The sequence below is a fragment of the Blautia massiliensis (ex Durand et al. 2017) genome, assembly GCF_001487165.1.
Taxonomy (GTDB): domain Bacteria; phylum Bacillota; class Clostridia; order Lachnospirales; family Lachnospiraceae; genus Blautia_A; species Blautia_A fusiformis.
Window position 1 is genome coordinate 809,165 of the sequence record NZ_LN913006.1, and the last position, 11,858, is coordinate 821,022.

Annotated in this window: 11 protein-coding genes; all 11 read left to right on the top strand. The window is 46.1% G+C overall.

The genetic code is table 11. The features are described from left to right. The first annotated feature begins 3 nt into the window (after positions 1-3). The 11 genes from BN3261_RS04685 (at position 4) to BN3261_RS04735 (ending at position 11,636) form a co-directional block, all read left to right on the top strand. Positions 4-1,254: a 3-isopropylmalate dehydratase large subunit gene (locus BN3261_RS04685; protein WP_015524679.1), complete on the top strand. Its 1,251-nt coding sequence runs from the start codon at positions 4-6 to the stop codon at positions 1,252-1,254. A gap of 135 nt (positions 1,255-1,389) precedes the next feature. Then, on the top strand, positions 1,390-1,881 hold the full coding sequence (locus BN3261_RS04690; protein WP_015524680.1) for a LeuD/DmdB family oxidoreductase small subunit: 492 nt from the start codon (positions 1,390-1,392) through the stop codon (positions 1,879-1,881). A gap of 22 nt (positions 1,882-1,903) precedes the next feature. Continuing rightward, positions 1,904-3,148, top strand: coding sequence for a 3-isopropylmalate dehydratase large subunit (locus tag BN3261_RS04695; protein ID WP_015524681.1), 1,245 nt, complete (start codon positions 1,904-1,906; stop codon positions 3,146-3,148). A 215-nt stretch (positions 3,149-3,363) separates the two neighbouring features. Then, positions 3,364-4,803: a L,D-transpeptidase family protein gene (locus BN3261_RS04700; protein ID WP_015524682.1), complete on the top strand. Its 1,440-nt coding sequence runs from the start codon at positions 3,364-3,366 to the stop codon at positions 4,801-4,803. A 375-nt stretch (positions 4,804-5,178) separates the two neighbouring features. Further along, positions 5,179-5,973, top strand: a complete 795-nt coding sequence (locus tag BN3261_RS04705; RefSeq protein WP_015524684.1) for a CoB--CoM heterodisulfide reductase iron-sulfur subunit B family protein — start codon at positions 5,179-5,181, stop codon at positions 5,971-5,973. After that, positions 5,970-6,359 (top strand): 4Fe-4S dicluster domain-containing protein, encoded by a 390-nt coding sequence (locus BN3261_RS04710; RefSeq protein ID WP_015524685.1) that lies wholly within the window; start codon positions 5,970-5,972, stop codon positions 6,357-6,359. Before BN3261_RS04705 ends, BN3261_RS04710 begins: the two co-directional genes overlap by 4 nt. 4 nt (positions 6,360-6,363) lie before the next feature. Next, entirely contained in the window at positions 6,364-8,352 is a 1,989-nt protein-coding gene (locus tag BN3261_RS04715) for a CoB--CoM heterodisulfide reductase iron-sulfur subunit A family protein (protein WP_059085575.1), read from the top strand. Continuing rightward, on the top strand, positions 8,343-8,786 hold the full coding sequence (locus BN3261_RS04720; protein ID WP_015524686.1) for a hydrogenase iron-sulfur subunit: 444 nt from the start codon (positions 8,343-8,345) through the stop codon (positions 8,784-8,786). The genes BN3261_RS04715 and BN3261_RS04720 overlap by 10 nt, the downstream gene beginning before the upstream one ends. Then, complete coding sequence (locus tag BN3261_RS04725; protein WP_015524687.1) at positions 8,774-9,748, top strand: 4Fe-4S dicluster domain-containing protein; 975 nt, start codon at positions 8,774-8,776, stop codon at positions 9,746-9,748. Before BN3261_RS04720 ends, BN3261_RS04725 begins: the two co-directional genes overlap by 13 nt. A gap of 3 nt (positions 9,749-9,751) precedes the next feature. After that, positions 9,752-10,789: a 4Fe-4S dicluster domain-containing protein gene (locus BN3261_RS04730; RefSeq protein ID WP_059085576.1), complete on the top strand. Its 1,038-nt coding sequence runs from the start codon at positions 9,752-9,754 to the stop codon at positions 10,787-10,789. Then, positions 10,782-11,636 carry an FAD/NAD(P)-binding protein gene (locus BN3261_RS04735; protein ID WP_059085577.1) on the top strand — a complete coding sequence of 285 codons (855 nt, stop codon included), beginning with the start codon at positions 10,782-10,784 and terminating at the stop codon, positions 11,634-11,636. Before BN3261_RS04730 ends, BN3261_RS04735 begins: the two co-directional genes overlap by 8 nt. Positions 11,637-11,858: the final 222 nt, after the last annotated feature.

An 11,858-nucleotide genomic window follows, 5' to 3' on the forward strand; every position in this document is an offset into this window, starting at 1 on the left:
GAGATGGGAATGACGATCGCAGAAAAAATCATCGCGGCAGCGGCTGGAGTGGACAGTGTAAAACCCGGAGATATCTATACAGTTTCACTGGATCATCTGATGAGTAATGACGGAACCACACATCTGACTGTTGATATGTACAACAATAAATTAAAAAATCCTCATATTGCAGATACAAAGAAGCTGGTATTTATCGTAGACCATAACGTACCGTCTGACAGCCCGAAAACAGCGGCATCCCAGAAAAAGATGAGAGATTTTGCAAGAGAAAATAATATTGATTTCTGGGAAGGAAAGGGTGTCTGCCACCAGATCATGATCGAGAATTATGTCCGTCCGGGACAGTTGATCTTCGGTGCTGACAGCCATACCTGTTCCTACGGAGCACTTGGTGCTTTCGGTACCGGTGTAGGATGCACAGATTTCCTTTACGGAATGGTAACCGGAACATCCTGGGTCATGGTTCCGGAAACCGTAAAATTTAACCTGACAGGGAAGCTTCCTGAGGGCGTTTACGCAAGAGATCTGATCCTTACCATTATCGGCGAGATCGGGGCAAACGGCTGCAACTATCAGGCAATGGAGTTTGCCGGTGAGGGCGCCAGAACATTAAGCATCAGCGACCGTATGGCACTTTGCAACATGGCTGTTGAGGCCGGTGCGAAGACAGGGATCTTTGAGGCTGATGATAAAGCTCTGGAATATCTGAAAGAGCATGGACGTGAGCCAAAAGCGGTATATCACAGCGATCCGGATGCTGTTTACGCAAGAGAGTATACCTTTGATCTTTCAAAAGTTCGTCCGGTTGTAGCGAAGCCAGACTTTGTTGACAATGTGGTTCCGGCTGAGGAAACCTGCGGCATCAAGATCAACGAAGCGTTCCTTGGCTCCTGCAATAACGGCCGTATTGAAGACCTCCGTGTAGGCGCAGAGGTGATCAAAGGCAAAAAAGTTGCAGAGGGAGTTCGTTTCCTGGTTGTTCCTGCAAGCCAGACCATCTATCGTCAGGCATTAAAGGAGGGGCTTATCGATATCTTCATGGAAGCAGGGGCTATTGTTATGAACCCGAACTGCAGTGTATGCTGGGGAAGCTGCCAGGGTGTTATCGGCGAGAATGAGGTCCTGATCAGCACAGGAACCCGTAATTTCAAGGGACGTGCAGGTCATCCGAGCTCCAAGGTTTACCTGGGATCTGCGGCAACAGTTACTGCATCTGCCGTTGCAGGTGAGATCGCAATTGCTGACAGAGTATAAGAGTTTCAGAAAAGATTTAAATAATATATTCAGAAATTATCAGAGGATGATCCGTTTCGGCGTGGGTTCTTATAACAGGGCAGACAGAAAACATTTGCCTGATGATACGGAACGGAATAAACAGGAGATATACATATGGAAGCATTTACAGGAAAAGTATGGGTACTTGGTGATGATATCGATACGGATATCATTATCCCGACAGAGTACCTTGCACTGAAAACCATTGACGATATGAAACAGTACGGATTCAGTCCCCTTCGTCCGGAGCTGGCCGGACAGATCCAAAAGGGCGACATTATTGTAGCAGGAAAGAACTTCGGATGCGGATCCTCCAGAGAGCAGGCACCGGAGATCATCAAGGCACTGGGTGTGCAGTGTGTCATTGCGAAATCTTTTGCCCGGATCTTTTTCCGCAACTCCATTAACAACGGCCTTCTTCTTATTGAGCAGCCGGATCTTCATGACAATGTAAAAGAGGGAGATCAGGTTACGGTAGTAATGAATGAGCATGTAGAGCACAATGGAAAACAGTACCCGATCGCTTCTCTTCCAGAGAATCTGATGGATATCATCCAGGCTGGCGGACTGGTAAAAGCCATGCGTAAGCTGAACGGCCTGGACTAAAAAAACGGAGAGGAGAGAAATAATGGGCGAGACGATCATTGAAAAAATTATCAGACATAATACAGGCAAGGCAGTAAAGCCTGGTGATATCGTGACGGTCAATGTGGACAGAGTGATGATCCATGATATCTTTATTCCGTTTGTAGCGGAAAAATTTGAGGAGATGGGCTTTCAGAAGCTGTGGGATCCGGACAAGGTTGTTCTGATCTATGACCATCTTGTACCGGCAAGTCAGCAGGATGATACCAGACATTTCCATGTGGGAGATGCTTTTGCAGCTAAATATGGCATGAAAAACGTACACAGAAGTGACGGTATCTGTCATCAGCTTATGACTGAGGCAGGTTATGTTAAACCCGGTAATATTGTATTTGGCACAGACAGCCATACCACGACTTATGGATGTGTCGGTGCGTTTTCTTCCGGCATCGGTTACACAGAGATGGCCAGCATCCTGGGAACAGGAACCATGTGGATCAAGGTTCCGGAAACCATAAAGGTTGTGATCGACGGAGAACTTCCGGAGAATGTCATGTCCAAGGATATCATCCTCCGCCTGATCGGTGACCTTCGTGCAGATGGAGCTACTTACCGTGCTTTGGAATTTTCCGGAAGCACCATTGAAAATATGTCTGTGGCAAGCCGTATGACTATGGCGAATATGGCAATTGAGGCCGGTGCGAAATGTGCACTTTTCACACCGGATGAGAAGACAGCTGCTTACTGCAACGTAGAGCTTGATGATTATCAGAAGAGTCTTGTGGGAGATGAGGATGCTGTCTACATGAAGACCATAACTTATAAAGCAGAGGATTTTGTGCCGGTAATGGCATGTCCGTCTCAGGTGGACAAGATCCGTGATGTCAGTGAGCTTCAGGGTGAGACCATCGACCAGGTATTCATCGGTTCCTGTACCAACGGACGTCTGGAGGATCTTATGGCGGCAGCAGAGGTGCTGAAGGGCAAAAAGGTTGCAGACTTTGTAAAGCTGATCGTGACTCCTGCCAGCCGCAAAATTTACTGTCAGGCTATTGAGCTTGGCATTCTGGATACTCTTGCGGAAGCAGGGGCTATCATTACACATCCGGGCTGCGGACTTTGCTGCGGAAGGACCGGCGGAATCCTGACAGACGGTGAAAAGGTCGTGGCAACCAACAATCGTAATTTCCTGGGACGTATGGGAACTTCCAAGGTTCAGATCTATCTGGCATCTCCGAAAACAGCAGCAGCCTGTGCCGTTGCAGGCAAGATCGTAATGCCGGAATAAGAAGCAGAAGATTCTGAGAGAAATACTGTTGCCAGAAACAGATAAAGAAACGTATGAGAAAGACAGATTTTCGCAGAGGCGTCAGTCTGTCTTTTTTTACCGGATCAGAAGGATCCGGGATAAGTCATTTTTACAGAAAATGGGATTTATTGTATTATAATAACAGCCAGTGTGACAACATAACATATATTACATAAGACTCGAGGGATAAGGGTATGGAGAAAAGATCAACCATCAGTAAAAAGACACTGAAGATCATACTTGGGATCTGCATTGGCGTAACAATCCTGGCAGTGGCAGGGTTATTTGTCTATACATACTTGGCAGATCACAATACGCTGGGACGGAAGATTTCCATATGGGGAGTGGATGTTTCCGGACTGGATGCAAAGCAGGCAGAAGAAAAGATCACTGCGGAATTTGCAGATCGTCCGGTATCCTTTCAGGAAAATGATCAGGAAGTTTACAGTACTACTTTGAAAGAGCTGGGCTACAGTCTCAATGAAGAAGCCCTTCTGAGTAAGCTTACAGAAATTCAGAAACAGCGGGAAGAGAGCCGGAAGCTTTTTCCAAAGGAAGAAAATATAGAACCGGAATGTCAGATCGAGGAAGATGAGGAGCAGGAAAAGCAGGCTCTCGATCTTTCAAATTTCGGTACGGAAGAAAGAAAAGCTTCTGTTGATGCAGCCATTCAGTACGATAAGGAGAAAAAAGAATTCACCCTTGTGAAGCAGGTACAGGGGACGGAGATCGATCCGGATAAGCTGGAGACTACCGTGGACACAAATCTGAACGCAGCATTTGATACGGCTCTGCTTGGGGATATCATTACAGTACCGATCAACAAGCATGTGTATGTAAGTCCGACTGTCACTGCAACAGAGGATATGAAAAATAAGGTTACAGACCTGAACAGCCAGCTGAAGAAATACCGCAGCAGTACAGTAACTTATACATTCGGAAGTGAAACGGCTGTTCTGGATTCCGATACGATCACATCCTGGCTGAAGGCTGAAGGGGAGACGCTGACTTTAGATGAAGAAGCCATTAAAGCCTACATCAGTGAGCTTGCCAACAAATACAATACCATTTATGTTCCCCGCACCTTTCATACATCTACGGGAACGGATGTGACCATTGAGGGAAATGAGTACGGATACCGGATCGATCAGGACGGAGAATATGCTCAGCTTCTGGAAGACCTGAAAAGCGGTACTGCTGTAACAAGAGAGCCTGTTTACAGCAAAAAAGGATACCAGAGAAACGGAACAGACGATCTGGCAGGCAGTTACATAGAGGTCAGTCTGGATGCACAGCATTTGTGGCTGTATAAGGACGGAAGCCTTGTGACGGAAACAGATATTGTCAGCGGTAAGCCGGTGAAGGGGCGTGAAACATATCGTGGTGCATGGCCGATCGCCTACAAGGCGAGTCCCTTTAACCTTACCAGCAATGAATATGGTTACGATGTAAAGGTTAATTACTGGATGCCTTTTGTCTACGGACAGGGACTTCATGATGCGTCTTGGCAATCATCCTTTGGCGGGAACCGTTATAAAACCAACGGAAGCCACGGCTGCATCAATCTGCCTAAGGATCAGGCAGCACTGATCTATAACACCATTGATGCAGGTTATCCGATCATTATTTACTGATAGGAGCAAAAAAGCTTCGGAGAGATCCGGAGCTTTTTTTATGCCCGAAAATGAAAATTATCATGGAAGCAGGATCGTAAATGATAAGGTTTTTCAAAAGTACGTTAAAAAAAACACAAAAAAATATCGAAAAAGCCTTGTCGAAACAGAAATAACGTGATATGATGATTTCGGAAATCGAGCTAATACACTTCTTAATTGCGGAGGAAGAGTGTTTTTCTCTTTTATTTGGGTGCAAATTGATAAAAAAACTCAAATAAGTGTTAGTTGAGATTTCATTTTTTTATTCATGTATCGTTAAAAAAAAGACAATATATGAACAAGAATATCTACTAGAAACGTCAGATTTTAGACTAAGAAAGGATAATGAAAGGTATGAAGTACAGTTATTATCCGGGTTGCACCCTGAGAACAAAGGCCAAAGATCTGGATGAGTATGCCAGAGCCAGTGCCACAGCCCTTGGGTTTGAGCTTGAGGAGATCGAGGACTGGCAGTGTTGTGGTGGTGTTTATCCGCTTGGCACAGACGAGATCGCCACAAAGCTTTCTTCCGTCCGTGCGTTAAACCAGGCAAAAGAAAAAGGCCAGGATCTGGTGACAATCTGTTCAGCCTGTCATCATGTGATCAAGCGTGTCAATGATGATATGAAAAATGTGGAAGATATCCGGATCAGAGCCAACAATTATATGCAGTTGGAAGCTCCCTATGAAGGAGAGACAACCGTTCTCCATTATCTGGAGGTTCTCCGGGACAGAGTCGGTTTTGATAAACTGAAAGAAAAAGTAGTAAATCCTTTTACCGGAAAGAAGATCGGAGCCTATTACGGATGTCTGCTTCTGAGACCTGGAAAGATCATGGCATTTGATGATCCGGAAAATCCAAGGATCATGGAGGATTTTATCCGTGCCCTTGGCGCTGAGCCTGTGATCTATCCTTACAGAAATGAATGCTGTGGAGGATATATATCCCTGAAAGAAAAAGAAATGTCACAGAATATGTGTGAAAAGATTGAAGAAAGCGCAGCAGGCTTTGGCGCAGATATGCTGATCACTGCCTGTCCGCTCTGCAAATACAATCTGAATAAAAATTCCGGAAATAAAATGCCGGTTTACTATTTTACAGAGCTTCTGGCAGAAGCCCTTGGCGTCAAAGAGGAGGTGGCAAAATGAGAGATAACCATTCTGCTGCGGAAAAAATAAAGGAGATCAGCGGGACCAATCCTCTGAAATGTATGAAGTGTGGCAAATGCTCTGCTACCTGCCCATCCTTTGACGAGATGGATATCAAGCCTCATCAGTTTGTGTCCTACGTGATCAATGAAAATATCGAAGCACTTGTAAATTCAGCATCTCTGTGGAAATGTCTTTCCTGTTTTGCCTGTGTGGAGCGCTGTCCGCGAGACGTAAAACCCGGAAAGATCATTGACGGGGCAAGACAGCTGGTTGTTCGGGAAAAAGGCGGAGACTATCTTTCACCAAATGAAATTCCGGAGCTTCTTGATCCGGAGCTTCCTCAGCAGCTGCTTGTAAGTGCGTTCAGAAGATACAGGAGGTGAGAAAGTGCAGAGAATCGGTGTATTTGTCTGTCATTGCGGAAGTAATATTGCCGCTACGGTAGACGTGAAAAAAGTTGTGGAGATCATTGCAAAAGAGCCAGGAGTTGTCCATGCAGAAGATTATCAGTATATGTGTTCTGAAGCAGGACAGTCCAGGATCCAGGAAGCCATCCGTGAAAAAAATCTCACAGGAGTGGTTGTCTGTTCCTGTTCTCCGCGTATGCATGAGGCAACTTTCCGTAAAGCAGCGGAAAAGGCCGGCCTGAATCCATATATGGTGGAGATCGCAAATATCCGTGAGCACTGTTCCTGGATCCACAAGGATATGCAGGAGGCTACGGAGAAGGCCGTGATCCTTGCAAGAGCAGCAGTAGCAAAAGTCAATTTAAATGCTCCTCTTCAGCCGGGAGAAAGCCAGGTTACAAAGAGAGCCCTGATCATCGGAGGCGGTATCGCCGGAATCCAGACGGCTCTTGATATTGCCGATGCAGGCTATGAAGTTGATATTGTGGAAAAAACACCAAGTATCGGCGGAAGAATGTCACAGCTTGACAAAACCTTCCCTACTCTGGATTGCTCCGCATGTATCCTTACTCCAAAAATGGTGGAGGCTGCAGCTCACGAAAAGATCAATATCTATACATACAGTGAAGTAGAAAAAGTTGCAGGTTTTGTAGGAGATTTTACTGTTGATATCCGCAAAAAAGCGCGAAGTGTCAACATGGACAAATGTACAGGCTGTGGAGTCTGCCAGGAAAAATGTCCTTCCAAAAAGATTCCAAATGAGTTCAACAGAGGGCTGAACAACCGGTCAGCTATTTATACTCCGTTTGCACAGGCGATTCCAAATGTTCCTGTGATCGACAGAGAGCATTGCCTGAAATTTAAGACAGGCAAATGTGGTGTCTGCTCCAAAGTATGTCAGGCAGGAGCCATTGATTACGACCAGCAGGATGAGATCGTAACACAGAAATACGGAGCAATCGTGGTGGCAACCGGATTTGATACCATCAAGCTTGACAAATATGATGAATATGCATACAGCCAGAGCAAGGATGTGATCACATCTCTGGAGCTGGAGCGTATCATGAATGCTGCAGGACCTACAAAAGGACATCTTGAGCGCCTCTCCGATGGAAAAGCACCGAAGGAGATCGTATTTATCCAGTGTGTTGGAAGCCGTTGCTCCGATGACCGTGGAAAGCCATACTGTTCCAAGATCTGCTGTATGTACACAGCTAAGCATGCCATGCTGATCCGTGATAAATATCCGGATACCAATGTGACGGTATTTTATATTGATGTCCGTACACCTGGTAAAAACTTCGATGAGTTTTACAGAAGAGCAGTTGAGCAGTATAACGTAAACTACATCAAAGGTCAGGTAGGAAAAGTAATCCCGCAGCCGGATGGAACACTTCTTGTTCAGGGCTCGGACCTTCTTGATAATAAGCAGATCTTCAAGAAAGCAGATATGGTAGTTCTTGCAACAGCCATTGAACCGAATCCGGATGTACGTAAGATTGCTACCATGCTTACTGCAAGTATTGACACCAACAATTTCCTTACAGAAGCCCATGCAAAGCTTCGTCCTGTAGAATCACCGACAGCAGGAATTTTCCTTTCCGGTGTATGCCAGGGGCCAAAGGATATCCCGGAGACAGTTGCCCAGGCAGGAGCTGCGGCTGTTAAGGCCATAGGACTTCTTGCAAAGGACAAGTTGACAACCAATCCATGTACGGCAAAATCCGACGAGCTTCTCTGTAACGGATGCTCTACCTGTGCAAATGTATGTCCTTACGGAGCGATTTCCTATGAGGAGAAACAGGTCAACGATCACGGTATCCGTGAGACAAGAAGAGTTGCGGTTGTCAATACAGCACTTTGCCAGGGCTGCGGTGCCTGCACAGTAGCCTGCCCGTCAGGAGCCATGGACCTTCAGGGCTTCTCCAACAGACAGATTATCGCGGAGGTGGATGCAATATGTCGATAGAAACAAAGGAAGAATTCAGACCAAAGATCGTGGCATTCTGCTGTAACTGGTGCAGCTACGCCGGAGCAGACCTTGCCGGAAGCAGCCGTTTGAGCTATCCGGCGGATGTAAAGATCATCCGTGTTCCATGTTCCTGCCGTGTCAATCCCATGTTCATCCTCCGTGCCTTTGAAAAAGGAGCCGATGGTGTGATCATGTGCGGATGTCATCCGGGAGACTGCCATTACAGTACCGGAAACTATTATGCAAGAAGACGTATGACACTTCTGTTTTCAATGCTGGATTATATTGGGGTGGAAAACGGAAGAACACGTGTGGAATGGGTATCTGCCGCAGAAGGCGTGAAATTTTCACAGACTATGAATGAGTTTGTTGAGAAGATCCATTCACTTGGTAAAAACGTGAGATTGGAGGATATAAGATGCAGGAGCTGATAAAACGTGCAAAAGAACTGCTTGCAGATGGCACGGTAGTCCGGGTTCTTGGGTGGAAAGCCGGAGATCTTGCCTTTAATCCGGAACCAGCCTATTTTGAAACACCGGAATCTCTGGAGGATTTTGTCTATGATGGATTCTGCGGTGCCAATTTAAGCAAATATATGATCGAAGCTTCCAAGCTGGAAGGAAAAACCATGGTCTGTCTGAAGCCCTGCGATACATATAGCTTTAACCAGCTTTTGAAAGAGCATCGTGTAGACAGAGAAAAAGCCTATATCGTAGGTGTTGGCTGTAAAGGAAAGCTGGATATTGAAAAGATCCGCAAAATGGGGATCAAGGGTATCCGGGGAATTTCCGGAGCAGAGATTACCGGAGATGCAGAGACATTGACTGTGGATACTGTTTACGGAGAAAAAACCTGTGCATACAAAGATGCCATGCTGGAACGCTGCCATGTATGTAAAGGAAAAGAGCATAAAATTTACGATGAACTGATCGGTGAGTCAAAGGAGACAAAGGACGCTGACCGTTTCGCAGAAGTTGAGCGGATCGAGGCAATGAGTCCGGAAGAAAAATTTGCATTCTGGCAGAGCGAGCTGAGTAAATGTATCCGCTGTAATGCCTGCCGTAATGTATGTCCGGCCTGCAGCTGCCGCAAATGCGTTTTTGACAGCAACAAGTTCGACAGCGCCCAGAAGGCAAATGTGGATTCCTTTGAGGAAAAGATGTTCCATGTGATCCGTGCCTTCCATGTAGCTGGAAGATGTACGGACTGTGGCGAGTGCAGCAGAGTCTGCCCGCAGGGAATTCCCCTTCATCTGTTTAACCGTAAGTTTATCAAGGATATTGATGCGTTTTACGGTGAGTATCAGGCAGGCGAGGATGCGGAGTCAAAGGGTCCGCTTACCAGCTTTACCTTTGAGGATGTAGAGCCAGGGATCGTGGCAGAAAGGGGATAATGTATGTATAAGATCGCAGTAGAAAATCTGCCGGCATTATTCCGGAAAATTGCCGCAGACCAGGAATTATATTTACCGGTAAAGGTAAGTGAACAGGTGAACTTCAAGGCATGGAGTGAGGATGCAGAAGTTTCCCTTGAAACACTGAAAACCGTGAAATCACCGAAGGATGCTTTCTTTCCGCAGAGTGAAAATCTCTATACCTGTAAAAAAGACGGAAAAAATATCAGCATTGAGCCTCAGGCACTGAAAGACCAGAATTTTGTCGTATTCGGAATGAGAGCCTGTGATGTACAGGGTGTGAAGGTTCTCGACAAGGTATTCCTTGGGGATCCGGTGGATACTTTTTACCAGGCAAGAAGAGAACATGGAACTATCGTAGCTCTTGCCTGTCATGAACCGGAGGAAAGCTGCTTCTGTAAAGTATTTGGCATTGATGCTGCAGATCCGGAAGCAGATGTTGCAGCCTGGATCATCGAGGGAGAACTTTTCTGGAAGCCTCTCACAGAAAAAGGAAATGCTCTGACAGAAGCTGTGAAGGAGCTTTTGGCAGATGCTGATGAGACAAAGGTAGAAGAGGAGAAGAAGGCAATCCGTGGTATTATCGAGCTTCTTCCATATACACATCTTTCACTGGAAGGATGGGCGCAGGAAGAATACATGGACCGTTTCAATTCTCCTGTATGGGAGAAACTGTACAAGCCTTGTCTTGCCTGCGGAACCTGTACCTTCGTATGTCCGACCTGTCAGTGCTATGACATTAAGGATTACGACACAGGGCACGGTGTTCACCGTTACCGCTGCTGGGATTCCTGCATGTACTCTGATTTTACCATGATGGCTCACGGAAACAACCGTACCAGCCAGATGCAGAGATTCCGTCAGAGATTTATGCATAAGCTTGTTTATTATCCGTTAAATAATGACGGCATGTTCTCCTGTGTTGGCTGCGGCCGCTGCGTGGAGAAATGTCCGGAATCTTTAAATATCGTAAAAGTCATCAAGGCCTTTGAAAAACAGGGAGGTGAAAAGAATGAGTGAATGTACCTGTCATAAAAATTATACACTGGATACGCTGATCCCCAAGGTTGGCGTGATCACAGATATCCGTCAGGAGACACCGGATGTAAAAACCTTCCGTGTGGAGGCTCCGGAGGGTGGAAAGCTTTTCGAGCATATGCCAGGACAGTGTGCCATGGTCTGTGCACCAGGCGTCAGTGAAGGTATGTTTTCCATTACTTCTTCTCCGACTGTAAAGGATTATCAGGAATTCAGTATCAAAAAATGCGGATCCCTTACCGACTATCTCCATAGCCTTCAGGTTGGAGATGAGATCGCAGTCCGCGGACCATACGGAAATCATTTTCCGGTGGAAGATAAGTTAAAGGGAAAAAATCTCCTGTTCATCGCAGGTGGAATCGGTCTGGCACCTCTCCGTTCCGTGATCAATTATGTGCTGGATAACCGTGAGGATTACGAAACAGTAGATATTCTCTATGGTTCCCGTTCCGCAGATGATCTGGTGCAGCTTAAGGAAATCCAGGAAGTATGGATGAAAACAGAAGGTGTAAATGTATATCTTACCATTGACCGCGAGCAGGAAGGCTGGGACGGTCATGTAGGATTTGTTCCGAATTATCTGAAGGAGATTGGTTTTGATACCAATAAGACCGCTCTGGTCTGCGGCCCGCCGATCATGATCAAATTCGTTCTGGCAGGACTGGAAGAGCTGGGCTTCTCCAGAGATCAGGTATATACCACACTGGAGCTTCGTATGAAATGCGGTGTCGGAAAATGCGGCCGCTGCAACATCGGAGACAAATACGTCTGCAAAGACGGCCCGGTATTCCGATGTGATGAGGTGGATGAATTACCTAATGAGTACTAAGTTATAGATTGCACCTTAAGAAACTTTCAAATATATGCGCTGGTTATAGCCAGTACACAGCCATGTGGAACAGCCATCTCGCTAAGATGCCCATTTTAGGAGCGGTTTTAGCGGCGCTGAAATCCAGTACTTACGAAGACTTAGGAGTGAAGGCTCTCCTGAACTCCTTAGTCGCAGTTAGTACTTAGTTCAGCAGAGCGTTGCGACGGGCACGTGTGAGAT

Coding starts and splice junctions, on each gene's coding strand:
- BN3261_RS04685 (WP_015524679.1), top strand. CDS start 4: ATGGGAATGACGATCGCAGAAAAAATCATCGCGGCAGCGGCTGGAGTG.
- BN3261_RS04690 (WP_015524680.1), top strand. CDS start 1,390: ATGGAAGCATTTACAGGAAAAGTATGGGTACTTGGTGATGATATCGAT.
- BN3261_RS04695 (WP_015524681.1), top strand. CDS start 1,904: ATGGGCGAGACGATCATTGAAAAAATTATCAGACATAATACAGGCAAG.
- BN3261_RS04700 (WP_015524682.1), top strand. CDS start 3,364: ATGGAGAAAAGATCAACCATCAGTAAAAAGACACTGAAGATCATACTT.
- BN3261_RS04705 (WP_015524684.1), top strand. CDS start 5,179: ATGAAGTACAGTTATTATCCGGGTTGCACCCTGAGAACAAAGGCCAAA.
- BN3261_RS04710 (WP_015524685.1), top strand. CDS start 5,970: ATGAGAGATAACCATTCTGCTGCGGAAAAAATAAAGGAGATCAGCGGG.
- BN3261_RS04720 (WP_015524686.1), top strand. CDS start 8,343: ATGTCGATAGAAACAAAGGAAGAATTCAGACCAAAGATCGTGGCATTC.
- BN3261_RS04725 (WP_015524687.1), top strand. CDS start 8,774: ATGCAGGAGCTGATAAAACGTGCAAAAGAACTGCTTGCAGATGGCACG.
- BN3261_RS04730 (WP_059085576.1), top strand. CDS start 9,752: ATGTATAAGATCGCAGTAGAAAATCTGCCGGCATTATTCCGGAAAATT.
- BN3261_RS04735 (WP_059085577.1), top strand. CDS start 10,782: ATGAGTGAATGTACCTGTCATAAAAATTATACACTGGATACGCTGATC.